This is a genomic window from Microbacterium sp. DT81.1 (genome assembly GCF_049844955.1).
In the GTDB taxonomy this organism is placed as follows: Bacteria; Actinomycetota; Actinomycetes; order Actinomycetales; family Microbacteriaceae; genus Microbacterium.
The window spans coordinates 1-23,846 of the sequence record NZ_JBNCMA010000008.1 but is presented as its reverse complement, the minus strand read 5'-3'; the positions used below and the strand labels follow the sequence as shown (position 1 = coordinate 23,846).

At 70.7% G+C, this 23,846-nt stretch carries 21 protein-coding genes; 14 read left to right on the top strand and 7 right to left on the bottom strand.

The window, feature by feature from the left end; genetic code table 11:
- Positions 1-31: 31 nt before the first annotated feature.
- The 5 genes from ACLQ2Q_RS19340 to ACLQ2Q_RS19320 form a co-directional block, all read right to left on the bottom strand.
- Entirely contained in the window at positions 32-928 is an 897-nt protein-coding gene (locus ACLQ2Q_RS19340) for a DNA-methyltransferase (protein ID WP_425822945.1), read from the bottom strand.
- The gene (locus tag ACLQ2Q_RS19335) at positions 925-1,974 is read right to left on the bottom strand and encodes a lipoate--protein ligase family protein (protein ID WP_425822943.1); all 1,050 of its coding nucleotides are present in this window, start codon (positions 1,972-1,974) and stop codon (positions 925-927) included. Before ACLQ2Q_RS19335 ends, ACLQ2Q_RS19340 begins: the two co-directional genes overlap by 4 nt.
- Positions 1,975-2,036: 62 nt before the next feature.
- Positions 2,037-2,363 (bottom strand): hypothetical protein, encoded by a 327-nt coding sequence (locus tag ACLQ2Q_RS19330; RefSeq protein ID WP_425822941.1) that lies wholly within the window; start codon positions 2,361-2,363, stop codon positions 2,037-2,039.
- Between the two features lie 142 nt (positions 2,364-2,505).
- The gene (locus tag ACLQ2Q_RS19325; RefSeq protein WP_425822939.1) at positions 2,506-4,059 is read right to left on the bottom strand and encodes a glycoside hydrolase family 6 protein; all 1,554 of its coding nucleotides are present in this window, start codon (positions 4,057-4,059) and stop codon (positions 2,506-2,508) included.
- A gap of 310 nt (positions 4,060-4,369) precedes the next feature.
- The gene (locus ACLQ2Q_RS19320; protein ID WP_425822937.1) at positions 4,370-5,221 is read right to left on the bottom strand and encodes an alpha/beta fold hydrolase; all 852 of its coding nucleotides are present in this window, start codon (positions 5,219-5,221) and stop codon (positions 4,370-4,372) included.
- 111 nt (positions 5,222-5,332) lie between these two features.
- On the opposite strand from ACLQ2Q_RS19320, the gene ACLQ2Q_RS19315 reads away from it, so the two are divergent.
- Positions 5,333-5,806, top strand: coding sequence for a MarR family winged helix-turn-helix transcriptional regulator (locus ACLQ2Q_RS19315; protein WP_425822935.1), 474 nt, complete (start codon positions 5,333-5,335; stop codon positions 5,804-5,806).
- 5 nt (positions 5,807-5,811) lie between these two features.
- Complete coding sequence (locus ACLQ2Q_RS19310) at positions 5,812-7,167, top strand: MFS transporter (protein ID WP_425823300.1); 1,356 nt, start codon at positions 5,812-5,814, stop codon at positions 7,165-7,167.
- A 201-nt stretch (positions 7,168-7,368) separates the two neighbouring features.
- On the opposite strand, the gene ACLQ2Q_RS19305 is transcribed toward ACLQ2Q_RS19310, so the two are convergent.
- Positions 7,369-8,106, bottom strand: coding sequence for a FadR/GntR family transcriptional regulator (locus tag ACLQ2Q_RS19305; RefSeq protein WP_425822933.1), 738 nt, complete (start codon positions 8,104-8,106; stop codon positions 7,369-7,371).
- Positions 8,107-8,220: 114 nt separating this feature from the next.
- Between ACLQ2Q_RS19305 and ACLQ2Q_RS19300 the strand changes: the two genes are divergently transcribed.
- The 9 genes from ACLQ2Q_RS19300 (at position 8,221) to ACLQ2Q_RS19260 (ending at position 17,519) form a co-directional block, all read left to right on the top strand.
- The gene (locus ACLQ2Q_RS19300) at positions 8,221-9,618 is read left to right on the top strand and encodes an MFS transporter (protein ID WP_425822931.1); all 1,398 of its coding nucleotides are present in this window, start codon (positions 8,221-8,223) and stop codon (positions 9,616-9,618) included.
- The gene (locus ACLQ2Q_RS19295; RefSeq protein ID WP_425822929.1) at positions 9,615-11,393 is read left to right on the top strand and encodes a dihydroxyacetone kinase family protein; all 1,779 of its coding nucleotides are present in this window, start codon (positions 9,615-9,617) and stop codon (positions 11,391-11,393) included. Before ACLQ2Q_RS19300 ends, ACLQ2Q_RS19295 begins: the two co-directional genes overlap by 4 nt.
- Position 11,394: 1 nt before the next feature.
- A complete protein-coding gene (locus ACLQ2Q_RS19290; protein ID WP_425822927.1) occupies positions 11,395-11,874 on the top strand; it encodes a ribose-5-phosphate isomerase in 480 nt (159 codons plus the stop codon).
- Positions 11,874-12,683: a triose-phosphate isomerase family protein gene (locus tag ACLQ2Q_RS19285; RefSeq protein WP_425822925.1), complete on the top strand. Its 810-nt coding sequence runs from the start codon at positions 11,874-11,876 to the stop codon at positions 12,681-12,683. Before ACLQ2Q_RS19290 ends, ACLQ2Q_RS19285 begins: the two co-directional genes overlap by 1 nt.
- On the top strand, positions 12,680-13,474 hold the full coding sequence (locus ACLQ2Q_RS19280; protein WP_425822923.1) for a sugar phosphate isomerase/epimerase family protein: 795 nt from the start codon (positions 12,680-12,682) through the stop codon (positions 13,472-13,474). The genes ACLQ2Q_RS19285 and ACLQ2Q_RS19280 overlap by 4 nt, the downstream gene beginning before the upstream one ends.
- Entirely contained in the window at positions 13,471-14,388 is a 918-nt protein-coding gene (locus ACLQ2Q_RS19275; RefSeq protein ID WP_425822921.1) for a phosphogluconate dehydrogenase C-terminal domain-containing protein, read from the top strand. Before ACLQ2Q_RS19280 ends, ACLQ2Q_RS19275 begins: the two co-directional genes overlap by 4 nt.
- An 11-nt stretch (positions 14,389-14,399) precedes the next feature.
- A complete protein-coding gene (locus ACLQ2Q_RS19270; RefSeq protein ID WP_425822919.1) occupies positions 14,400-15,164 on the top strand; it encodes an SDR family NAD(P)-dependent oxidoreductase in 765 nt (254 codons plus the stop codon).
- Positions 15,161-17,032: a hypothetical protein gene (locus ACLQ2Q_RS19265; RefSeq protein ID WP_425822917.1), complete on the top strand. Its 1,872-nt coding sequence runs from the start codon at positions 15,161-15,163 to the stop codon at positions 17,030-17,032. Before ACLQ2Q_RS19270 ends, ACLQ2Q_RS19265 begins: the two co-directional genes overlap by 4 nt.
- 67 nt (positions 17,033-17,099) lie before the next feature.
- Entirely contained in the window at positions 17,100-17,519 is a 420-nt protein-coding gene (locus ACLQ2Q_RS19260) for a hypothetical protein (RefSeq protein WP_425822915.1), read from the top strand.
- Here ACLQ2Q_RS19260 and ACLQ2Q_RS19255 read toward each other — a convergent pair.
- Complete coding sequence (locus ACLQ2Q_RS19255) at positions 17,509-18,528, bottom strand: NAD-dependent epimerase/dehydratase family protein (RefSeq protein WP_425822913.1); 1,020 nt, start codon at positions 18,526-18,528, stop codon at positions 17,509-17,511. The two genes, ACLQ2Q_RS19260 and ACLQ2Q_RS19255, sit on opposite strands and share 11 nt — an antisense overlap.
- Positions 18,529-18,615: 87 nt before the next feature.
- Between ACLQ2Q_RS19255 and ACLQ2Q_RS19250 the strand changes: the two genes are divergently transcribed.
- The 3 genes from ACLQ2Q_RS19250 (at position 18,616) to ACLQ2Q_RS19240 (ending at position 23,556) form a co-directional block, all read left to right on the top strand.
- The gene (locus ACLQ2Q_RS19250; protein ID WP_425822911.1) at positions 18,616-21,243 is read left to right on the top strand and encodes a family 78 glycoside hydrolase catalytic domain; all 2,628 of its coding nucleotides are present in this window, start codon (positions 18,616-18,618) and stop codon (positions 21,241-21,243) included.
- Between the two features lie 66 nt (positions 21,244-21,309).
- Positions 21,310-22,287: a sugar-binding transcriptional regulator gene (locus ACLQ2Q_RS19245; RefSeq protein WP_425822909.1), complete on the top strand. Its 978-nt coding sequence runs from the start codon at positions 21,310-21,312 to the stop codon at positions 22,285-22,287.
- Between the two features lie 45 nt (positions 22,288-22,332).
- On the top strand, positions 22,333-23,556 hold the full coding sequence (locus ACLQ2Q_RS19240; RefSeq protein ID WP_425822907.1) for a D-arabinono-1,4-lactone oxidase: 1,224 nt from the start codon (positions 22,333-22,335) through the stop codon (positions 23,554-23,556).
- The last annotated feature ends 290 nt before the right edge of the window (positions 23,557-23,846 follow it).

The window sequence follows — 23,846 nt, the reverse complement described above, 5'->3', positions numbered from 1 at the left end:
AGCGCGGGTATGATCGCGCGCCGCGTGGGACTTAGTCTGCGCCGATGCGAGCCTGGGTTCCAGCCGGCACCGGAGACGCCGTCGCTGCCGGCATCCGCGCCCTCATGACCGCGATCGCCTCGGGGTTGTCGTCGACGAGCACCGCGTCGCGCCCGAGCGCCGCAGCGACCGCGCCGGTCGTCCCGCTGCCCGCGAAGAAGTCGAGCACGCGATCGCCTGGCCGGGTGGAGGCCTGGATGATCCGGCGCAGGATGCCCTCCGGCTTCTGCGTCGGATATCCGGTCTTCTCGCGCCCCGTGGTCGGGACGATGGTGTGCCACCAGACGTCCGTCGGCAGCTTGCCGCGCTCGGCCTTCTCGGGCGTCACGAGTCCGGGTGCCATGTACGGCTCGCGGTCCACGGCATCGGAGTCGAACCAGTACCGGTCGGGATCCTTGACGTAGACGAGGATCGTGTCGTGCTTGGTGGGCCACCGCCTGCGGGTCTTCGCCCCGTAGTCGTACGCCCAGATGAGTTCGTTCAGGAAGCACGCCCGCCCGAACATCGCGTCGAGCAGGACCTTGGCGTAGTGCGCCTCGCGGTAGTCGAGGTGGAGGTAGAGCGTCCCGTCCGGAGCGAGCAGGCGCCACGCTTCGAGCAGGCGGGGCTCGAGGAAGGCCCAGTAGTCGTCGAACCGGTCGTCGAAGGTGCGGAGGTCCCCTCTCAGCCGCTCGTATTCGCGACCGTGGAACCCGCGCCGGATGGTGGCGTCGGCGACCGGGCCGGGACCGGCCGACCGAGCCGACTCGACCTGACGGGCCTGCACCCGCCCGGTGTTGAACGGCGGATCGAGGTAGACAAGCGTGAACGAGGCGTCCTCGAACGTGCGGATGATCTCGAGGTTGTCGCCCTCGTGGATCCGGACGCGGCCACCTGGCGGCCCGCTCACGGCACGCGGCGCAGCCACTCGTCCGTCGCGAACTTCGCCGCGACCAGCGCCTCCGCCTCGGCGTATTCCTCCTCGGTGATACGCCCCGGCTCGGCGCCGTACAGGCGGGAGAAGGTCTCGATGAAACGCTGGATGATCTGCTCGCGAGGCAGGCCGGTCTGGCTGCGGAGGGGATCGACGCGCTTCGCCGCCGAGGTGGTGCCCTTGTCACTGAGCTTCTCCCGGCCGATGCGCAGCACCTCGGTCATCACCTCGCCGTCGATGTCGTAGCTGAGGGTCGCATGGTGCAGCACCCCGCCGTTGGCCAGGCGCTTCTGCGCCGCGCCGCCGATCTTCCCGGTCGGGCTCGCGATGTCGTTCAGCGGCTGGTACGTGGCCTCGATGCCGAGCGAGCGCAGCGCCTGCAGCACCCAGTCGTCCAGGAAGGCATAGGAGTCGGCGAAGGTCATGCCCGCGACGAGGGATGCCGGCACATAGAGCGAGTACGTGATGATCTGACCGGCGGCCATCATCATCGCCCCGCCTCCGGAGATGCGGCGGACGACATCGAAGCCGTGCCGGGCTGCGCCATCCGGGTCGACCTCGTTGCGATACGACTGGAAAGATCCGATCACGACGGCCGACTCGTCCCACTCCCAGAGACGGAGGGTCGGGCGCCGCCGCCCGTCGCCCACCCGGGCGGTGAGCACCTCGTCGAGCGCGAGGTTCATGCGCGGCGACACGGCCTTCTCGTGGACGACCTCCCACTCGAAGTCCCGCCATCCAGGCGCCGTGACGAGGGCGCGGCGCACGGCCGTTCCGACGGACTCGGGTGTGAAGCCGAGCAGCTGCGCCCCATCGGGGAGAGCGCCGCGCACCGCCGCGGCGATCGCCGCGGCATCCGCCTCGACCGGAAGGCCCGTCACGGCGGCGTCGATCGCGTCGAGAGCGGTGTCGGGCTCCAAGAAGAAGTCGCCCGCGAGGTGGAAGTCGGCGATGCGGCCGTCCTCGACCTCGAGGTCGACGACGACCAGCTTGCCGCCGGGGACCTTGTATTCGCCGTGCATGCGCTCAGCCTACGGCGACGTGCTCGGGAGGCGGCGGGGGCGCGCGCCGCGGAAGCTCGGGCTCAGTTGATCCCGGGGATGATCAGCCAGCGGTTGATCAGCACGATCCACAGACCGATGACCACGAGAGCCGCGATCGTCACGCCGATGGCGTGCTTCGCCCGGAGGATGAGGCCGATCACCAGCACGACGATCGTGGCGATTCCGAGGACGAGGGAGCCGAACGGGATGCCCGGCACGAAGTGCGACAGCAGGAACAGCGCGGCCACGACTGTCTCGAGGACCCCGAACAGCGTCCCGCCCTTTCCGCGCAGCCGCAGGATGCCGTCGATGAGGGCGAGCACGCCGCCCGCGAGGGCGATGATCAGGAGCCAGGAGAGGGTGATCACGGTGGGGGGACCTTCCGATCGGGAGCGCAGGCCGAGGGCGGCGCGCACGGAGCTGGGGGGCGGAGCGCCGAGGCGCGGCCAAGCCTAACGTCAGCGAGGGCGCCGGATGCGGTATCCGGCGCCCTCGCGTGTTCTCACGTGGTCAGCTGGACGTGCAGGGCTCGCCGTTCAGGGAGAACAGCCATGGTGCGTCCGCCGCCCCCTTGCCGGTCAGGACGACCGCCGCCTTCTTGCCCGGGGCGAGCTTCGGCAGCAGTTTCGTGCCCGTCACCGTGACGTCGGCCCCGGTCTGGCTGTACGAGCCGCCGACCACTCTGGTCACCTTCTGGTCGCCCTCGAAGCTCCACGACAGGGTCCACGGGTCCGTGGTCGTCGTGCCGTTGTTCTGCACGACCAGCGCAGAGACGAACCTGCTGCCGATCTGCGTGTCCTTCACCTTGACGTGGCATGTCAGGGGCGTGAGCGGCGGATTGGACAGCGCGACCAGCTCCCGCGCCTGCTCGGGGAACCACTGGCCCGCGGCCGGGTCCTCGATCCCACGCGCCGGATCGAGCGGGCCGCCGGTGCCGCGATAGCACTTGCCGTCGGATTCACCGGGCACCTTGATCCAGAGGTACGCGTCGATGAGCGCGTTGCCGGTCGTCGTCGAGGGAACCTCACCCGCTCCGCGACCCGGAGGGTTGCACCACACCTCCGGGTCGGGATAGGCGCCGGCGGGAGCGGTCCAGGGGCCCTGGCCGTTGCGGCTCGTGTCGATCACGAAGTGCGCCTGCACGGCGGGGTCGCGCGTGAGGCCGGTGTCGGCGAAGGCCTTGTCGTAGGTCGCATCGGTCAGTCCCCATGTCGGGAAGTCGTCGGGGTTCGCGGGGTAGTACTGGCTGCCGCAGTATGACGGCTCCCACCAGCTGTTCTGAGAGAGGTAGACGCAGTCCGAGATCCACTGACCGTACTTCTGCAGGCGCTCCGTCTGCACGTAGTTCGAGGCGTTGAGGAAGAACCCGTCGGCCTTCTCGACCCCGCCCAGGATCAGGCGGTTGGAGATGTCGCCGACGCCCAGCCAGCCGCTGTGGGTGCCGTCGAGGTACACCGATGTGGCGGTAAGCGCCGCGAATGCGTCCACGGCGTGGTTGAGCTGCGCGTAGCGGTTGCCGACGGCGGTCGCGGGGTCGAGCTCGGCGGGCTGGCACCACTCGGCGTTGCCGTTGATGTCGGTGTTCCACGGGATGATGCCCAGGCCGTCCGGCTCCAGGATGATGGTGGCGGCGCGATCCCCGATGCCCGCGGCGAAGCCGTCAATCCACGCGTTGTACTCCGCCGTGTCGGCGGCGCCGCCCGCGGAGTACTGCGCGCAGTCGCGGAACGGCAGGTTGTAGGCCACGAGCACGGGCATCTGACCCTTGACCGCCGCGTCGGAGACGACCTCGTCGACCGCCGCCTGCACTTCTGCGGCGGTTCCGCTGGTGAACCAGTTGGCCGACGGGATGCTGCCCAGCAGCTGGGCGTCGGCCCGTGCCTGGCCGCTCAGGGACTGGGCCGCCTCGAGGGTCGTGCTGTAGGGGTTGAGGTAGAGGTCGGAACCGGCGAGGTCGCCGGGTTCTGCCGCGGACGCGGGTGCGATCGCGGTGAGGGATGCCGCGACCACGCCGACGGCGGCGAGCGCCGCCCAGCGGGCTCGGGTGCGGAACAGGTGTGTCATGTCTCTCCAGGGTCTTCGTCGACCATCGCGTGCGCTGTGCGCGCGTGGATTACCGCGGGTGACCGGTCGTGGGAGCGCTCCCACGGACACGTTCAGAGCCAGGATGCCGTGAGAGCGCTCCCAAAGTCAAGGGTCTGGTGCGCGCGGCATCCGCCCGTCGGTGCAACGGTGGACCTCGCTCTGCGGCAATGAATCGCGAGGGTTCGGCGATGGACAGCGCGAAAGCAGGAGATGTGCGCGAATGCAGGATGCCGAGGGCAAAAACGTCCTGCTCTCCCGCTGTTCTCCTGGTTCGGTGCACACCACCCGGCTAGTCGCGGACGGCGAACCGCCGGTCGAGCCAGGCGAGCAGGTCGCCGCGGACGTCCTTCTGCTGCACCTCGTTGAAGACCTCGTGGCGCGCGCCGGGATAGACGAGCGTCGTGACGTCGGTGAGCCCGGACCGGGTGCGGTAGGAGTCGGCGAGCCTGTGGACGCTCTGCGGTCCCCCGACGGGATCATCGCGCCCGACCATGAGCAGGACCGGGATGTCGTGGCCCAGATTCCTGCGCGGGCGCCCGTAGAACCGCAACTGGTCGCGAAGGGTGAACAGCTGTGCGGCCGGTGTGACGGTGGTCAGCGGATCCTCGAGGAAGGCCCTGCCCACGTCGAGGTCGGACGCCAGCCACTCGGTCCCCATCGCCTCGGCCGTCTGCCACCTCGCGTTGAGCCGGCCGGCGTGCAGCGATCCCGGGAGGCGCAGTGCCGACCCGCTCAGCGCGAGAGCGTCGTAGGCCGAGGGGTGGGCGTTCAGCAGAATCTGGGCGATGAACGACCCGCCGGAGTGTCCCAGGAGCACCAGCGGAAGCTCGGGATTCTCTTCTCTGATCAGCTCGGTCATCTGCCAGACCGCGGCGACGGCAGCCCGGAACCCGCCGGGACCAGGGCGACCGAGCTTGGTGCTGTCGTCCCCGTGGTGGGCCATCCCGGTGCGACCGTGGCCCCGGTGATCGTTGGCGTACACGGCGAAGCCGTCGGCGGTGAGTGCCTCGATGAGCGCGCTGTAACGCCTCGCGTGCTCCCCCAGGCCGTGGACGAGCTGGACCACCGCGCGTGGCGTCGTCCTCGCCGGGTAGACGTCGTAGACGATGGCGATGCCGTGTGCATCGATGAACTCGGGCATGACGCGAGCCTAGTTGCTGGGGCGTCGCCGTCTCCCGACAGGGGGGCCCGAACCCACTTCGTGACGGTCCAGCCTCCACGCGAGCCATTTACTTAGCAAGGCTAATGAGCTATGCTAAGTAAATCTATGAGTGCTTCCGTTTTTCCCGCATCCCCTCCCGCCGACACCTCTCTGCATGACGCCGCCTCGGATCTGCGCATGGCCACGTTCCGGCTCGCCAGGCGCCTCCGCGCCCAGCGCGCCGTCGACACCATGAGCGACGGCCAGTTCGCCGTGCTCGCCGCCCTGCACATCCACGGCGGCCACACCCTCGGTGAGCTCGCCGACCGCGAGCGCGTCAGCGCGCCGTCAATGAACCGCACGGTGAACTGCCTCGAAGAGTCCGGCTACCTCACTCGCACCGCCGACGCCGTCGACCGTCGCAAGGTCAACATCGAGCTGACGGATGCCGGCACGAGCGTCGTCACCGAGACCGTTCGCCGCCGCGACGCCTGGCTCGAAGAGGCGCTCGCGGAACTGACGCGGAAGCAGCGCGCGACACTGGCCGCGGCATCCATCGTCATGCGAGAGCTGGCCGAGCGATGAGCGCCATGTTCCGGTCGTTCTCGATCTTCAACTACCGGGTCTGGTTCATCGGCGCCCTCGTGTCCAACATCGGCGCGTGGATGCAGTCCACGGCCCAGAGCTGGGTCGTGCTCACCCAGCTCACCGACAACGACGCCGGCGCGATGGGCATCACGATGGCGCTGCAGTTCGGGCCGCCGCTGCTTCTCGTCGGGGTTACCGGCTGGGTCGCGGACCGCTTCGATCGGCGCAGGCTGCTGATGATCACGCAGGGGCTGCTGATGGTGCTCGGCGCGGCGCTGGGCGTGCTGATCCTGTCCGGGGTCATGACGCTGACTCTGATGTACGGCTTCGCCCTGGCACTGGGCGTCATCGGCGCATTCGACAACCCGGCCCGCCAGGCGTTCGTCACCGACGTCGTGTCACGAGAGAACGCGTCCAACGCGGTGGCGCTGAACGCGGCATCCTTCAATGGAGCGCGGATGATCGGGCCCGCCGTCGCCGGCGTGCTCATCGTGCTGGTGGGCACGGGCTGGGTGTTCCTGCTCAACGCCGTGACGTTCTTCGGCATGATCATCGCCCTGCTGCTGATCCGCACGAAGGAGCTCGTCCCGCGGGTGCGCAGCACCGGCTCCTCCCGGCTTGCGGACGGGTTCCGCTACGTCGGCAAACGGCCGGATCTCATGGTGACGTTCGCGATGGTGTTCCTGCTCGGCGCGTTCGGCATGAACTTCCCGATCTTCGCCTCGACGATGGCGATCGAGTTCGGACAGGGCGCCGACGGGTTCGGGCTGCTCAGCTCCATCCTCGCGATCGGCTCGCTCGCCGGCGCACTGCTGGCCGCCCGGCGCGATCAGGCCCGCATCCGGGTGGTCGTGCTGGCGCTGCTCGGCTTCGCCATCGCCTCGGTGGCCTCGACCCTGATGCCCGGCTACTGGAGCTATGCCGCGACGCTCACCCTCGTCGGCTTCGCGGTGGTGACCGTCATGACGACCGCGAACGGCTACGTCCAGACGACGACCGACCCCGCGCTGCGCGGCCGGGTGCTCGCCCTCTACATGGCCGTCATCATGGGCGGCACGCCCGTCGGCGCGCCGATCGTCGGGTGGGTGGCCGCCGAATTCGGTCCCCGTGCCGCGATCCTCGTCGGCGCGACCGCCGGACTCGTCGCGTTCCTGATCGGCGTCACGTGGATGCTGGCCTCCGGCCGCGTGCACCGCCACGCGTCCAAGCGCTTCCGCCTGACCCTCGACGAGACCAGGCCGCTGCGCGTGGTCTCGCCCGAGGAGTACAGCGACGCGGTCGCCGGCACGACGCCGATCCCGCTCCCCAAGCGGGAGGGTGCACGCGCCGACAAGCTGCGCGCCCGCGAGGCGGGCTAGCCGGGGCCATCCCGGATGCCCGTCGCGCGTACCGCCGAGTGCACGGCTCAGCGCCGAGTGCACGGCGTGCCGGCGGCAGTATCCCGTGCACTCGTCGGGAAGCCGTGCGCTCGTGTTGCCCGACGGGAAGCCGCGCCTCGTGTCCGTGCCGGCCGCCTCGCGTGGGGGGTCCGGCGCGCCCGCGAGGCGGACTAGGCAGCGTCAGGCGCGGGACGTCTCCGACAGGCGGGCGGATGCCGTGGCCATGTGGGTCGCCATGGCGGATGCCGCGGCATCCGGATCACGACGCAGCAGCGCCTGGTAGACCGCGTCGTGCTCCTCGAGCGCCCGCACGGCGTGCGCCTGGTCGTGCACGGCCCGGTCGGCCCACACCCGCAGCAGCGAGCGGACCACCTGCAGCATGTCGAGCAGCACCTGGTTGTCCACCCCGGCCGCGAGCGCGTGGTGGAAGTCCAGGTCGGCCTGCACGAACGCCTTGAGGTCATCCACCGAGGCGCGCATCCGGTCGACGTGGCGGCCGAGCGTGGCGAGCTGGCGGTCGGTGAGCCTCGCGGCGCCGAGCCTCGCCACGTAGATCTCGAGCCCCGAGCGCAGCTCCAGAAGCTCCGCGGTGTTCCGCTCCCCTATCAGCAGTCCCCATCGCAGGGTCTGCGGAAGCAGCTCGCTCGAGGTCCCGCGCAGATAGGTGCCCGAACCGGGGCGCACGTCGACGATCCCGAGGATCTCGAGCGCGGCGAGCGCCTCGCGCACCGCCGAGCGGCCGACGCCGAGGGTGGATGCGAGCTCCCGCTCCGGCGGCAGCCGCGTGCCGGGCGCCACCTGGCCGCTGGTGAACAGGTCGAGCAGCCGCGTGGCGACCCCCGATACGGCGGATCCGGCGGGCATCGAGCCCAGGGCGGCCGTGATCTCGGCCGAGGAGTCAGCGGCGTAGGCGGGCATAACGCCCAATGTACTCGGAAACTTTCGCTTGCAATTGGTCAACCGGTTTGCCAAAATAGTCCCAGGCGTCATCCCCGGCGTCGCCAGAATCGACGACGATCCTCAGGAGTCACCGTGGACAACACCCCCGTCGTGACGGGCATAGAGTCGCCCGTTGCCAAATCCGCCATACGCAAGGTCTCCCTGCGCCTGGTGCCCTTCGTGGCGCTGATGTTCTTCATCAACTACCTCGACCGCACCGCCATCGGGTTCGCCGCCCCGAACGGCATGAACGAGGACCTCGGGCTTAGCGCCGCCCAGTTCGGCTTCGCCTCCGGCGTCTTCTTCATCGGGTACATCCTGCTCGAGGTGCCCTCCAACCTCGCCCTCCACCGCTTCGGCGCCCGGCGCTGGCTCGCCCGCATCATGGTGAGCTGGGGCATCGTCGCGCTGCTGTTCACCTGGGTGCAGAACTTCGAGCAGCTCGTCGTGCTGCGGTTCCTGCTCGGTGTCGCCGAGGCCGGGTTCTTCCCCGGTGCGATCCTCTTCCTCAGCCTGTGGGTGCCCTCGCAGTACCGCGGCCGCATCCTCATGCTCTTTTACTTGGCCCAGCCGCTCACCACCGTCATCGGCGCCCCGTTCGCCGGCTGGCTGATTCAGCAGGACGAGGTCTTCTTCGGGCTCGCCGGCTGGCGCTTCATGTTCTTCGGCGTCGCCATCCCCGCGATCATCGTCGGGATCATCGCCTGGTTCTACCTCAGGGACAAGCCGGCGGATGCCCCGTGGCTCACCAAGGAGGAGCAGGTCTGGCTCACGGACTCGATCGCCGCCGAGCGCAAGGTCACAGAGAAGTCCGAGAAGCACGTCTCCGTACGCTTCGCCTTCAGCAGCGGCCGCGTGTGGATGCTGTCCTTCATCTACTTCGGCTTCATCTACGGCCTTTACGCGCTGGCGTTCTTCCTCCCCACGATCATCGAGGGGTTCCAGACGGCGGCCGGCACCGAGTTCGACGTCTTCCAGAAGGGCCTGATCACGGCGATCCCGTATCTGCCCGCCGCGATCGCGATGTACTTCTGGTCGCGTGACGCCTCCCGCCGCGGCCTGCGCACCTGGCACATCGCCGGCCCCGCCGTGCTCGGCGCCGTGACGATCCCGCTCGCCCTGTTCGCCGGCTCGCCCGCCGCGACGATCGCAGTGATCACCCTGACCGCGATGGCGATCTTCGCCGCGCTGCCCAACTTCTGGACCCTCCCGACAAAGTTCCTCACCGGCGTGGCCGCGGCCGCCGGCGTCGCGCTCATCAACACGATCGGCAACCTCGCGGGCTTCAGCGCACCGTTCGTCACCGGCGCCGTGGCGGACTGGACCGGTGGCTACGAGATCCCCATGATGATCGTCGGCGGAGTGATGCTCGTCTCCGCGATACTCATGGTCGTGCTCGCACGTCAGAACAAGGCGGCCGTCACCGCCGCCGGCCTCGCTGCCGCGCAGGAGAAGGCGGATGCCGCAGCGCTGAGGGCACCCCGCCCATGACCCGGCTGTGGAACGAGCCGTCCGCGTTCGCGGACGAGATGATCGACGGCTTCGTCGCCGCGAACGGCCGGTACGTCCGGCGCGTTCCCGGCGGCGTGGTCCGCAGCACCGTGGTGCCCGACGGCCAGGTGGCCGTCGTCATCGGCGGCGGCTCCGGCCACTACCCCGCCTTCGGTGGGCTCGTCGGGCAGGGTCTTGCCCATGGCGCCGCGATGGGCAACCTGTTCGCGTCGCCCTCGACGCAGCAGGTGCAGTCCGTGGCGAACGCGGCGCATCGGGGCGGCGGGGTCTTCTTCTCCTACGGGAACTACGCGGGAGACGTGCTGAACTTCGACGCCGCCCAGGATCGCCTCCGCGCCGAGGGCATCGCCTGCGCCACGGTGACGGTGACGGACGACATCTCGAGCGCCTCGATCGAGGAGCGCCACAAGCGTCGGGGCATCGCGGGGGACCTGACGGTGTTCCGCATCGCCGCCGCGGCCGCCGAGGCCGGGTACGACCTCGGCGAAGTCGAGCGGGTCGCCCGGCTCGCCAATGACCGCACCCGCTCGTTCGGCGTCGCCTTCACCGGCTGCACCCTTCCCGGAGCGGAGCAGCCCCTGTTCTCGGTGCCGGAGGGGCGCATGGCGGTCGGCCTCGGCATCCACGGCGAACCCGGCATAGATGAGACCGACGTGCCCACCGCGGACGAACTGGCCGAGCTGCTGACCGGCCGGCTGCTCGCCGAGCTGCCCGACGGCATCGACAGCGCGGACGGGCAGAAGCTGGTGCCGATCCTGAACGGGCTCGGCGCCGTCAAGTACGAGGAGCTGTTCGTCGTCTACCGCCGCGTCGCCGCGCTGCTGCAGGAGGCGGGGGTCGAGGTCCTCGACCCGCACGTCGGCGAGTACTGCACGAGCTTCGACATGGCGGGCACCTCGCTCACGCTGTTCTGGCTCGATGACGAGCTGGAGCGGCTCTGGGACACACCCGTCGACACCCCCGCGTACCGCCGCGGCTCGGTCGTCGCGGCCGCGCAGGACGAGCGGGCAGCCTCGGTCGAAGACACCGCCGCGATCCCGGCGGCCAGCGCCGAGTCGCGCGCCCTCGCCCCGGTAGCCGCGCGTGCCGTCGCCGCGGCATCCGAGATCGTCGATGCGCACGTGGACGAACTCGGTCGCCTCGACCAGATCGCGGGCGATGGCGACCACGGCATCGGGATGCAGCGAGGCGCCCGCGCCGCGCGTGCCGCCGCCCAGCGCGCCGCGGAGCTCGGGGCCGGCGTCGGCACCGTGCTCGCACACGCCGGCGACGCGTGGTCCGACCGGGCCGGCGGCACATCCGGCGCCCTGTGGGGCGTCATCCTGCGCTCGATCGGCGAGACGATCGGCGACGACGACGCCCCCGATGCGATCGGCGTCGCCGCGGGTGTGGCCGCCGCCGCCCGAGGCGTCACCGACTACGGCAAGGCCGAGGTCGGCGACAAGACCATGGTCGATGCCCTCGTCCCGTTCAGCACGGAGCTGACGATCGCTGCGGACTCTGGCGCCTCCCTCGCCCACGCGTGGGCCGCCGCCGCGGAGGCCGCGACCCGCGCCGCCGCCGCGACCGCCGAGCTGCTCCCCCGCATGGGCCGCGCACGGCCGCACGCGGAGAAGAGCCTCGGCACACCCGACCCCGGTGCGCACTCGCTCGCCCTCATCGCGACCGCGATCGGCGAGCTGCTCGCGGAATCGACCGGGGCGCCGGATGCCGCCGATGCGTCCGCCACCCCAGAATCCACCGAAAGGAACTGACATGCCCGGAGAATCCCAGCCCCTGCGCCTCGTCGTCGGCAGCGACGACGCCGGCTTCGACTACAAGGAGATCCTGAAGGCCGACCTCGAAGCCAATCCCGGGGTCGCGTCGGTCATCGACGTGGGCGTGGACGCCGACGGGCACACCGCCTACCCTCGCGTGGCGATCGCCGCCGCCGAACTCGTCGCCTCCGGTGAGGCCGACCGCGCGCTGCTGGTCTGCGGCACCGGGCTCGGCGTCGCGATCGCGGCGAACAAGGTGGCCGGCATCCGCGCCGTCACCGCGCACGACAGCTTCTCCGTCGAGCGCGCCGTGCTCTCCAACGACGCCCAGGTGCTCACGATGGGCCAGAGGGTCGTCGGCCTCGAGCTCGCCCGCCGCCTCGCGCGCGAGTGGCTGACCTACCGCTTCGACCCGACCTCGGCGTCCGCCGAGAAGGTCGCCGTCATCGACGAGTACGAGCAGACCGGAAGCTGCTGATGACCGGGCGCGTGACCGTGGGCGTGAGCCTCAAGATGTACTTCGGGCATCGTGAGGCCCGCGCATGGTTCGCGCGCGTCGCGGAACTCGCCGCACGGCATCCGGCCGTGTCGTCGGGAAGCGTCGAGTTCTTCGTCATCCCGACCTACCTGCAGATCGCCCGCGCAGTCGAGGCGTTCCAGGGCACTCCGACGATCATCGGCGCGCAGGATGCCGCGACCGAGGATTCCGGTGCCTTCACGGGCGAGGTCAGCGCGGCCGAGCTCGCCGAGGTGGGCGTCGGGGTCGTCGAGATCGGGCACGCCGAGCGCCGCCGTCTCTTCGGCGACACGGACGCAGTGGTGCGGGCGAAGACGCACGCCGCGCTTCGCAACGGACTTCGGCCGGTGCTGTGCGTCGGCGAGACCGAGCGGAGCGAGCCGCCCCTGGCGGCCGCTCGCACGGTGGCCCAGCTGGTGGACGCGCTCGAAGGCGCCCCCGCCGGCCCGCTGATCGTCGCGTACGAGCCCGTCTGGGCGATCGGCGCGCCCGAGCCGGCGCCCGTCGCCCACATCCGGACCGTCACCCTGGCACTGCGCGACGCCGTGGCCGACCGACCCGGCACCTCCGTCATCTACGGCGGGTCCGCGGGCCCCGGGCTGCTGAGCGCACTCGGCGACGCCGTCGACGGGCTGTTCCTCGGGCGCTTCGCGCACGATCCCGTCGCGCTGGAGGCCGTGCTCGACGAGGCCGCGGTGCTGGCGATCGAGCGAACCGAGGGGCTCGACGGGCTCGACGGGCTCGACGGGCTTGAAGGGCTCGAAGCATGATCGGCCTCGGCACCTACGCCTTCTTCTGGCAGCACTCCGACCGCGTCGACGAGCCGCTGTCTCTGATCGGCGCACTGCAGGCCACCCGCGACCAGGATGTCGGACTGTTCCAGATCTGCGACTACGCGCCGCTGCTCGTCATGAGCGCTGCCGAGATCGCCGACGCCGCCGCCGCCGCGCGGGACCTCGGCCTCGTGATCGAACTCGGCACGAAGGGCGTCGACCCGGGGCACCTCGAAGCGTTCCTGCGCCTCGCCGACGCCTTCGGCGCCGCGCTCGTGCGCAGCATGCTGTACGCCCCGGAGTCGCGTCCCTCGCTGGAGCAGGCCGAGCGGATGCTGCGCACGGCGCTGCCCGCCTACGAGGCATCCGGGGTCACGCTCGCCCTCGAGACGTACGAGCAGGTCGCCACGGACGACCTCGCGGGCCTGGTCGAGCGGATCGACTCCGAGCACCTGGGCATCTGCCTCGATCCGGGCAATGTCGTCGCGCGGCTGGAGACGCCGCGGGCCGCCGTCGAGCGCTGCGCCCCGCTGACCAAGAACGTCCACGTCAAGGACTTCGCCTTCGCCCGCCAGGACGGCTGGGTGGGCTTCACCTACTCCGGCGCCCCGATGGGCACCGGACTGCACGACTACCCGCACCTGCTGAGCGCTGTCAGGCCCGACGAACGCGGCATCAACCAGATCGTCGAGCACTGGCTCCCCTGGCAGGGCGACCCCGAGACCACCGTCACCACCGAGCGGGAATGGACCCGCATCACACTCGAATACCTGAGGAGCACAATATGAGTACCACCACCGACCCTTCGACAGGCTCAGGGACCGCCTCGACAGGCTCAGCGACCTACACGATCGCCGTCCTGGGAGCGGGCGGAAAGATGGGGATGCGCGTCTCCAACAACCTCGCCAGGACCGATCACACCGTCTACTACGTCGAGAACTCGCCCGCTGGTCAGGAGCGCACGCGCGAGGCGGGCCGCGAGGTCACCGAACTCGCGGATGCCGTCGCCGACGCCGACATCGTCGTCTTCGCCGTCCCCGACCTGGCGCTCGGGCCCGTGACGGCACAGGTCGTGCCGCAGATGAAGCCGGGCTCGATCGTGCTCACCCTCGACCCCGCCGCCGCGTACGCCGGGCTGCTGACCACCCGCGAGGACGTCATCCAGGCCGTCGCGCACCCGTGCCACCCGTCGATCTTCCTGCAGCGGCAGACCCCCGAGGAGTGGGCCGACACGTTCGGGGGCATCGCCGCCCCGCAGGACGCGATCGCCGCCGTCGAGTCGGAGGACCCGGCGAAGCAGGCGATCGTCGAGTCCACCGTGCGCGCGATCTACGCCCCGATCATCGACGTGCACTGGGTCACGATCAAGCAGCTGGCCCAGCTCGAGCCCACACTCGTCGAAACCGTCGCCTGCATGATCGGCGCCCTGCTCAACGAGGCCCTGCAGGAGACGATCAACACGATGGGCGTGCCCGAGGCCGCCGCCCGCAGCATCCTGTACGGCCACACGCAGGTCGCGCTCGCCAACGGCCTGCGCGGCGACAACCCCTTCAGCGATGCGTGCCTGATCGCGATGGACTACGGTCGCGAGAGCATCATCAAGGACGACTGGAAGAAGATCTTCCGCGACGACGAGCTCGACCGCAACCTCGCGCGGATGCTTCACCTCGACCACATCGAACGCAGTCACATCGAGCGTTGAGGAGCCACGCCATGACAGGTCGCCTCGAAGGCAAGACCGCGCTGATCACCGGGGCGGGCACCGGAATCGGGCTCGCCGTCGCGCTGCGGTTCGCGAACGAAGGCGCGCGGGTGGTCGTCGCCGATCGCGATGCGGATGCCGCCGATGCCGCGGTGAAGACGATCAACGCGCACCGCGCCGTCGCCGTCGTCATGGACATCTCCGACGAGGCGGCGGTGGAGGCGGCGTTCGCAAAGCTCCAGGCTGATGGCATGTCGCCGGACGTCGTCGTCGCCAACGCCGGCGTGCAGCTGTTCGGGCAGGACGCTCCGGCGGCCGACCTCGACCTCGACGTCTGGCGGCGCACCATCGACATCAACCTCACCGGCACGTTCCTCACGGTCAAGCACGCCGTGCGCTCGCTGCTGGCTCGCGAAGTCGGCGGCTCGATCATCCTCACCGGCAGCCCCACCGGCCTGAACGGCGAGGGCAAGGACTTCACGGCCTACAGCGCCTCGAAGGCCGGCATCCACGGGCTCGCCCGCACGGTCGCCGCCGCCTACGCCGACAGGAACATCCGCGTGAACACGGTCGTGCCCGGGTACACCGAGACGTCGCTCGTCAGCGCGATCTCATCCGATCCCACTTCGCGCGCCGCGATCATCGGCCGGATTCCCCTGGGCCGTGCCGGCAGCCCGGCCGACGTCGAGGGCATCATGGTGTATCTCGCGAGCGACGACGGCGCCTTCGCGACCGGCGCGCTGTTCGCCGTGGACGGGGGCATGACGACGCTGTGACTCCCGAGGCGGGCGATGGGGCGGATGCCGGTGGCGGGACGGATGCCGGGGGCACGACAGCACCCGGCTGGTGGTCGCCGTCCCGGACGTGGTCCTGCGGGGACTGGTCGCTGGAGCTGCGGGGCGACGAGCTCGCCGACATCCGGTTCCGGCGACGCCTGCTGCTGCGCGGCGTGCGCGCGGTCGTGCGCGACGCGGACTGGGGCACGGTCCCGACGCGGGTGGTGGATGCCGAGCCCGGCGAGTCGCAGCTCACGGTGCGGCTGGCGATGGAGGGTCTCGGGCTCTCGGTGCACGGCACCCTGACGGCCGCCGTGGAGGGCGATGCGCTCGAGATCCGCTGGCGGGCCGTCTCGGCACAGGCGGCGGAGACGAACCGCGTGGGGCTCGTGCTGCTGCACCCGCCCGGTCTGGCGGGCGGGCCGCTCACGGTGCGGCATCCGGATGGCACCACCACGGCGATGCGATTCCCCATCGACATCAGCCCGCATCAACCCGCCCTCGACATCTTCGGGATGGACTGGCGCTTCGACGGGGGCGAGGCGCGGCTCTCGCTCTCGGGCGACGTGTTCGAGATGGAGGACCAGCGCAACTGGACCGACGCCTCCTACAAGACGTACAGCCGGCCCCTGGCACTGCCCTTCCCGTACTCGCTCGCCGAGGGGGAGGTGCCCGAGCAGACCGCCCGGCTCGAGGTCACGCCGGCCGATGCGCTGGGGGCGGGCACCGCCGCGTCGCAGGCGGCGCGACACCGTGCGACGCCGCCCGGAAACGACGCGGCGGGGCCCGTGGATCGAATCGAACTCGTCGAGGCGGGTGCGTTCCCATCGATCGGTGTCGCGGCATCCACGGCGCCTGATCCCGCACCCGGTCCGGCGCCAGGACCCACGCTCGCCGGGGCATCCGGCTCGGCACCCGGCACCGCGTTCGTACTCGTCGAACTCGATCTGGCCACCCCCAACTGGCGTGCGGCGCTCGAGCGGGCGGCGCGGTCTGGAGTACCCCTCGACGTACGGGTCGTCGCGGACACCCGCGACGACCTGCACTCCGTGGTCGACGCGCTGAGCGCGCTCCCGGTGACGCGCATCGGAATCTACGACAGGCTCGACTCGATCACTCTCCCGCCGTTGCGGGATGCGCTTCGCCGGGCTCTCTCCGACAGGGGTCTCGCTCTCCCCGTGATCGGCGGAGCGAGGTCCCACTTCACAGAGCTGAACCGCGGCGCCGAGCTGGTCCCCGGCGACCTCGATGCCCTCACGTTCTCGGTGACCCCCCTCTTTCACACCCTCGATACGGAGCAGCTGGTCGAGTCGGTCCCCATCCAGCGCCTCGTCGCCGAGCAGGCCGTCCGGATGGCGGTCGGCCGGCCGGTGCACATCGGGCCGGTGACCCTCCGACCCCGATTCAACAACGTGGCGACACGGCCCACGCCGACCCCCGCCGCGAGCGATCTCTCCGAGGGATACGGGGCCGCGTTCACGGATGCCGACGACCCGCGCATGGCCGCGCCGGAGCTGGCGGCATGGACGGTGGCGAGCGCCGCCGCGCTCGCGGTGGACGGTGTGGCGACCCTGTGCTACTTCGAGGAGTGGGGGCCCCGCGGCATCCGCTCGTCCGACGGCTCCCCCCGCCCCGTCGTCCAGGTGCTCGGCTGGCTGTCCGAGCTCGACGGGGCGAGCCTGTTCAGCGGGCCGAGCCGCGACGGGACCGTGTGGGCCCTCGGCGGGAGGCACGAGGGGCGAACGACGGTGATCGCGGCGAACATCGGCCACCGGGACCGCGAGGTCACCGTCTCGACACCTGCCGGAGAGGTCGTGCTGCGCCTCGGTTCCGGTGAGGCGACGCGAGTGGCGCTCACCCCTCAGTAGGACCGCCGCCGATCCTTGCGTGAGCCGCCCTCGCCCGCAAGACTCGGAGAAAGGAAGCGGGTAGTCCATGAGCACCAGATCTGCCACGAGTCTTCTGCTTCTGCTTGCCACGAGTCTTCTGCTTCTCGCAGGGGCGGCGATCGTTCTCGTCGGGGGCGTGGGCGGTTCGGGATTCGCGCTGCTGGACCGCGATGCAGAGTCCGCGGACGCGCTGCCCGCGGACCTCGCCGGCGACGCCTACGACAGCGTCGACACCGCGAGCGCGCGGTGGGTCGCGGAGCACGACGGCGACCAGCTGTACCTCGCGAGAGGCACGGAGGTGGGCACCGTCTGCCTTCTCGTGCACCGGGAGGACTGGGTGGTGGGATGCGGCGGCCCGCAGCTCGGCGTGAGCAACGCGACACGCACGTACTACGTGCAGCCCGACGCCGACCCAGACCCGGTGACCGGCACGAAGGTGACCGAGAACGTCTTCGTCAAGGGCTGAGGGGCGGCTGCTCGAGGATCGTACGGGCGAGATCGTCCGGTCGTGTGAGCTGCGGCCAGTGCCCCCTCGGCAGGTCGACATAGGTCACGTCGCGGCGGGGATCCCCCGGCGCAGAGCCGGACGGAGAGCGGGATGGGTCCCACGAGGCGGACGCGGCCCCCGACCGCGCCCGCCAGTCGTGCTGCGCGCGGAACCGGAGCTCCTTCTGAATGAGCCGCGTCGACATGAGCGACTCGAACTCTCCGAGATCGGGAGCCACGGGCGTGCCGGGGAACCACCGTTCCGCGAGTTCCCGCGAAGGAGCGGCGCAGCCGGATTCCGGTGCGGCGACGTTGTAGACCCGGTAACCAGGGGTGGCGCCGGCGAGGGCGAGCGAGACGGCCAGCCCCCCGTCGCGCGCATCGATCCACGACCCGAGAAGGTCGCGGCGATAGCCGGGCTCGGCCGCGCGGTCGAACGTGGCATACTCGCCCTCGCCCACCACGTTGGTGAACCGCAGGGCCGTGATCGAGACATCCGACCCCCAGAGCGCGAGCTGTGCGGCCACCGCCTCCTCGGCCACCTTGCCGAGGCCGTACGTGTTGTTCGCGCGCGTCCAGCTCTCGTCGACCGGGAGGAACGGCGGGGTCTCCTCGAACGGGAAGCCCATCGCCGTGATGCTCGATGCAAGAACGATCGTGCGGATGCCTGCGCGATGCGCGGCGAAGAGCACGTTGAACGACACCGCGACGTTGCTGCGGAACGTCTCGGCGTCCGGCACCAGGCCGTTCACCGGGATGGCGGCCAGGTGCACGAGAGCGTCCAACCCGCTGTGCCGAGCGGTGACGCCGAGCATCGCGTCGAGGGTCTGGCCGTAGTCGGCAAGGTCGACGCGGGTGAACCCGGGGCCAGGGTCGCCCGCCTGGTCGAAGCCGATCACCTGATGACCTTCGTCTCGCAGCCGCGCCACCGTGGCCCGGCCGAGCTTTCCGGCGCTCCCGGTGACCCCGATGACCATAGGCTCGCCCATACAGATCCTCCTGCGTCCCGCTCTCGCGCTTTCTCAGCCCGTATTGCATAATGATTCTATAGTGAATGCAACCGATACGGAGCTGTCGTGGATGTGATCGTCGAATCGCCTCGGCTCGAGCACCACCGAGAGCCGTTCGGCATCGGCGAGGATGCCCCTCGTCTCTCGTGGCGAGTCCTCCAAGCTCCGGCCGGATGGCGGCAGAACGCCTATCGCGTCGTGATCGAGCGGGGCGAGGCGCCGGCGTCGGAGCTCACGGTCTGCTCCGGCGAGCAGGTGCTCGTCGATTGGCCGGACGCTCCGCTCCGGTCGCGCGAGTCCGCGCGCCTCAGCGTCGCCGTGCGCGGCGCGGACGGCGAGTGGTCGGCCCCGTCCGACCCCACGACGCTCGAGGCCGGACTGCTCTTCCCCGACGACTGGATCGCCCGCCCGGTCGGCGCCACCTGGACCGAAGACCCCGACTCGGACGAACGCCGGCCCTCCCTGTTGCGCCGCGAGTTCGCGGTCGCGCACGGACTCGTGCGGGCGCGACTCTATGCGAGCGCGCACGGCCTCTACGAGGCGGAGGTGAACGGCATGCGGGTCGGCGACGACGCCCTCTCCCCCGGCTGGACCGTCTACGGCCGCCGGCTGCGGTACTACACCCACGACATCACGGCCATGCTCGAGGAGGGTCCGAACGCCGTCGGCGCCTGGCTCGGTGACGGCTGGTACCGCGGTCGCCTCGGCTGGCGCGGCGGGTTCCGCAACCTCTACGGCAACGATCTGTCCTTCCTCGGTCAGCTGGAGCTGACCTACGCCGACGGGCGCCGCGAGATCATCGCCACCGACGACTCGTGGCGGGCCGCGCCGAGCCCGATCCTCCGCTCCGGCATCTACGACGGGGAGGACCACGACGCACGCGAGGAACGCGCGGGGTGGAGTCGGCCGGGCTTCGACGAGACCGGATGGGAGCGCGCGGCGATGCGCCACCGCGACCCGGCGACGCTCGTCGCGCCGACAGGACCGCCGGTGCGCTGCACGCAGGAGGTCGCGCCCGTCGCGGTGCTCACCGGCCCGAGCGGCAGCCGCATCCTCGACTTCGGCCAGAACCTCGTCGGCCGGGTGCGCATCCGGGTGCGCGGCGAGGAGGGGCGCACCGTCACCCTCCGCACCGCCGAGGTGCTGCAGGACGGCGAGCTCTACACCCGTCCCCTGCGTGGAGCGCGCTCGAGCGACGGCTACACGCTGGCGGGCCGGGCGGAGGGCGAGACGTGGGAGCCGCGTTTCACATTCCACGGCTTCCGCTACGTCGAGGTGTCCGGATGGCCCGGTGACCTGGATGCCGCGGCGGCGAGCGGCGACCTGGTGGCCCGGGTCTACCACTCCGACCTCGAGCGCACGGGGTGGTTCGAGTGCTCGGACGCCTCCGTGAACCGCCTGCACGCGAACGTGGTCTGGGGGATGCGCGGCAACTTCGTCGACATCCCGACCGACTGCCCACAGCGCGACGAGCGCGTCGGCTGGACCGGCGACATCCAGGTCTTCGGACCGGCGGCGTCCTCGCTGTACGACGTGAGCGGCATGCTGACCGGCTGGCTGCGGGACCTCGCCATCGAGCAGCTGCCCGACGGCACGGTCCCCTGGTACGTGCCCGTGATCCCCGCCCACCACATGTGGACGCCGATCCGTCCTGGTGCTGCATGGGGCGATGTGGCGACGCTGCTGCCGTGGACGCTGTACGAGCGCTTCGGCGACGCCGGCGTGCTGCGCGCCCAGTTCGGCAGCGCCCGCGGGTGGGTCGACCTCGTGGAGCGCCTGGCCGGACCCGGCCGGCTCTGGGACACGGGCTTCCAGCTCGGCGACTGGCTCGATCCCGCCGCCCCGCCGCAGGACCCGGCCGATGCCCGCACCGACCGCCACCTGGTCGCGACGGCCTACTTCGCCCGCTCCGCACGCGCGGTGGCCGACATGGCCGACGCGCTCGGGCTGACGGATGAGCGGGCGCGATACTCGCGCCTCGCCGACGAGGTCGCGGCCGCTTTCGCGGAGCGCTACGTCGGCGCCGACGGCACGATGACGAGCGACGCGCAGACGGCTTACGCCCTCGCGCTCGCGTTCGAGCTGATCCCGGATGCCGCACGCAGGGACACCGCCGCGGCACGCCTCGCCGAGCTCGTGCGAGAGGCAGGCAACCGCATCGCGACGGGGTTCGTCGGCACCCCGCTCGTCACCGACGCGCTGAGCGCGCACGGCCACGTCGACACCGCATACGCCCTGCTGCTCGAACGGGAGTGCCCCTCGTGGCTCTACCAGGTGGACATGGGCGCGACGACGGTCTGGGAGCGCTGGGACGCCATGCTGCCCGATGGCACGGTGAATCCCGGCACGATGACGAGCTTCAACCACTACGCCCTGGGCGCGGTCGCCGACTGGCTGCACCGCGTCGTCGCGGGTCTGGCACCCGATGAGCCGGGCTACCGCGTCATCCGCTTCGCGCCGCGCCCCGGCGGCGGGCTGACCACGGCGACGGCCAGCCACCTGACCCCCTACGGTGAGACTGCGATCACCTGGACGGTGCTCGAGGGCGAGCTGGTCGTACAGGCGACCGTTCCCGTCGGGGCACGGGGTGTGCTCGACCTTCCGGGCCGGGAGCCCGAGACGCTTCCCCACGGGATGCACACCCGCCGCATTTCCCTCGGAACCGCAGAACTGGCCTCCCGGGCCGCCAACTGAATATCGTTTCCCCCATGCCGCGGCGCGCACCGGTGCCCGCCCGCGACAACCGATCGGAGACCGCACGTGTCGACCAACCGCTACACCCGTCCGCATGACGGTCACGTGCGCCTGCTCACCAAGGTCGCGCGGATGTATCACGAGCGCGGCGTGCGGCAGGCGGACATCGCCGCCGCCCTGAGCATCTCGCAGGCCAAGGTCTCCCGCCTGCTCAAGCGGGCGGAGGCCCTGGGCATCGTGCGCACGACGGTCACGGTCGCCCCTGGTGTCTACTCGGAGCTCGAGGAGACGCTCGAGGCGAAGTACGGCATTGCCGAGGCGGTGGTGGTGGATGTCGACCCCGAGGCCGACGAGCGCGAGCTGCTCGCCGCCATCGGCGCCGGGGCGGCCGCCTACCTCGAGGCGACCCTCTCGGGCACCGACCGCATCGGCGTCTCGTCGTGGAGTCAGACCGTGCTGGCGATGGTGGACCGGATGCGGCCCTTCACCGCGCGCGGAGCCGTCGAGGTCGTGCAGCTGCTCGGCGGAGTCGGCGCGCCGGAGGCGCAGAGCCACTCGAACCGCATCCTCGGCGAGCTGGCGCGCATGCTCGGCGCAGAGCCGGTCTACGTGCAGGCGCCGGGGATCGTGGCCGGCTCGGCCATCCGCGACAGCCTGCTGGCCGACCCCTCGATGCAGGAGGTCACGCGGCACTGGCGCGAGCTGAGCATGGCGATCATGGGCATCGGAAGCATCGAGCCGTCGAATGTGCTGGCCGAGAGCGGCAACGCGTTCTCGCCCGCCGAGCGCGCCGCGATGATCGAAGCCGGCGCGGTCGGCGATATCTGCCACCGCATCTACAGCGCCGACGGCTCCCTCGTGCGCGGCGAGTTCGACGATCGCATCATCGCCATTCCGGTCGAGGATCTCCTGCGCATCCCCCGTCGCGTCGGCATCGCGGGCGGCGAGCACAAGCTCGAGGCGATCCACGGCGCCCTCTCGGGCGGCTGGGTGACCGCGCTCGTGACCGACCTCGGAACCGCCGAGCAGCTCGCCGAGCGCTGACCCCCGAGTGATCGCTGCGCCGAACGCGAGAAGGGAGCCGCCGCGATGAGCGGCGGCCCCGTCGGCACGACGTGGGCGGAGACGTACCGGTTCACCGCGTCGACGCTGCACAGGCCCTCTTCAATGGGCGAATTGCGGGGGGTCATCACGTCCGGGACCCGGGTGCGGGCACTCGGCACGCGACACTCCTTCACCGACCTCGCCGATTCGGCGGAGCTCGTCTCGCTCGAGCGACTGATCATCGAACCGGTGCTCGACGCCAACCGCAGAGAGGTGCGGGTCTCGGCAGCGATGACATACGGCGCGCTTGCCGCATGGCTCGAGCATCGAGGCTGGGCCCTGCAGAACCTGGCGTCGCTGCCGCACATCTCCATAGGCGGAGCGGTCATGACCGCGACCCACGGGTCCGGACTTGCGAACGGCTCCCTGTCGGCCGCGGTGCGTGCCCTGGAGCTCGTCACGGGGGATGGACAAGTCCTCAGAATCGACGACACGGATCCTCGCCTCGCCGGCGTCGTCGTCTCGCTGGGCGCGGTCGGAGTGGTGACCCGACTCAGCCTCGCGATCGTGCCGTCCTACCGGCTCCGCCAGCAGACGTTCGCCGTCGCCCGCTGGGCGGACCTCGTGCATGACGTGCCCGCCCTGATGTCCTCGGCGTACAGCGTGAGCATCTTCACCGACTGGCTGGACCGGCATGAGCTGCTCATCAAGTCTCGCGAGGGAGACGCCGACGCGGCCGACCACGTCGGCTCGGCGTTGACCGACCTGCCAGACACGGAGAACGTGACGCCGCGTCGCGGAGTGTGGGGACCGTGGTCCGAGCGCCTGGCGCACTTCCGGATGGACGCACGCCCTTCGGTGGGTGCCGAGATCCAGACCGAATACCTGGTGGACATCCGCGATTCCGAAGCGGCGATGGAGGCAGTCCGGCGCATCAGCGAACCGTTCGCGCCGCACCTCTTCGTGTCGGAGATCAGGGCGGTGGCCGCCGACGACCGTTGGCTGAGCATGGCGTACGGCCGGGACTCTCTGTCCATCGCCCACACGTGGAAGCGGCATCCGGAAGCGGTCGCGAGCGCATTGCCCGTTCTCGAGCGCGCTCTCGAGCCGTTCTCGCCGCGGCCCCACTGGGGCAAGGTCTTCAGCCCGCTGTTCGATGTGACACCGCTGTATCCGCAGATGGACGCCTTCCGTTCCCTGGCCGGTGAGCTCGATCCCGGCGGTGTCTTCCGCAACGGCTTCACCCGGCGGGTACTCGGGCTGGGGTGACGAGTGGCGCGACGAGTGGGCGCGACGCGCGCACTCGCGCAGCGTTGTGCAGACTGCCGGCATTCTCGGCCGCGCGTACCGTCGCAGAACGGATGCCCGCAAGGGATCCCTATGCGCGCAATGCCCGCGCGAGGGAGGTCGCGGGCAGGGCGTTCCTGGTTGCTCGCGGGCAGGCCCGAGCGGATCAAGCTCGGCATCGAGAACGGGACGATCCCGACGGTGCAGCTCGGCCCGCGCCGGATGATCCCCCGCGTCCCGTTGCTGTGTGCCTTCGGCGTGGACGCCTGAGC

What these genes read in the sequence shown, in the direction of transcription:
- ACLQ2Q_RS19280 (WP_425822923.1), top strand. Translation starts at nt 12,680, where the DNA reads ATGATCGGCCTCGGCACCTACGCCTTCTTCTGGCAGCACTCCGACCGC.
- ACLQ2Q_RS19325 (WP_425822939.1), bottom strand. Translation starts at nt 4,059, where the DNA reads ATGACACACCTGTTCCGCACCCGAGCCCGCTGGGCGGCGCTCGCCGCC.
- ACLQ2Q_RS19295 (WP_425822929.1), top strand. Translation starts at nt 9,615, where the DNA reads ATGACCCGGCTGTGGAACGAGCCGTCCGCGTTCGCGGACGAGATGATC.
- ACLQ2Q_RS19310 (WP_425823300.1), top strand. Translation starts at nt 5,812, where the DNA reads ATGTTCCGGTCGTTCTCGATCTTCAACTACCGGGTCTGGTTCATCGGC.
- ACLQ2Q_RS19320 (WP_425822937.1), bottom strand. Translation starts at nt 5,221, where the DNA reads ATGCCCGAGTTCATCGATGCACACGGCATCGCCATCGTCTACGACGTC.
- ACLQ2Q_RS19305 (WP_425822933.1), bottom strand. Translation starts at nt 8,106, where the DNA reads ATGCCCGCCTACGCCGCTGACTCCTCGGCCGAGATCACGGCCGCCCTG.
- ACLQ2Q_RS19270 (WP_425822919.1), top strand. Translation starts at nt 14,400, where the DNA reads ATGACAGGTCGCCTCGAAGGCAAGACCGCGCTGATCACCGGGGCGGGC.
- ACLQ2Q_RS19275 (WP_425822921.1), top strand. Translation starts at nt 13,471, where the DNA reads ATGAGTACCACCACCGACCCTTCGACAGGCTCAGGGACCGCCTCGACA.
- ACLQ2Q_RS19255 (WP_425822913.1), bottom strand. Translation starts at nt 18,528, where the DNA reads ATGGGCGAGCCTATGGTCATCGGGGTCACCGGGAGCGCCGGAAAGCTC.
- ACLQ2Q_RS19240 (WP_425822907.1), top strand. Translation starts at nt 22,333, where the DNA reads ATGAGCGGCGGCCCCGTCGGCACGACGTGGGCGGAGACGTACCGGTTC.
- ACLQ2Q_RS19260 (WP_425822915.1), top strand. Translation starts at nt 17,100, where the DNA reads ATGAGCACCAGATCTGCCACGAGTCTTCTGCTTCTGCTTGCCACGAGT.
- ACLQ2Q_RS19335 (WP_425822943.1), bottom strand. Translation starts at nt 1,974, where the DNA reads ATGCACGGCGAATACAAGGTCCCCGGCGGCAAGCTGGTCGTCGTCGAC.
- ACLQ2Q_RS19315 (WP_425822935.1), top strand. Translation starts at nt 5,333, where the DNA reads ATGCTAAGTAAATCTATGAGTGCTTCCGTTTTTCCCGCATCCCCTCCC.
- ACLQ2Q_RS19285 (WP_425822925.1), top strand. Translation starts at nt 11,874, where the DNA reads ATGACCGGGCGCGTGACCGTGGGCGTGAGCCTCAAGATGTACTTCGGG.
- ACLQ2Q_RS19290 (WP_425822927.1), top strand. Translation starts at nt 11,395, where the DNA reads ATGCCCGGAGAATCCCAGCCCCTGCGCCTCGTCGTCGGCAGCGACGAC.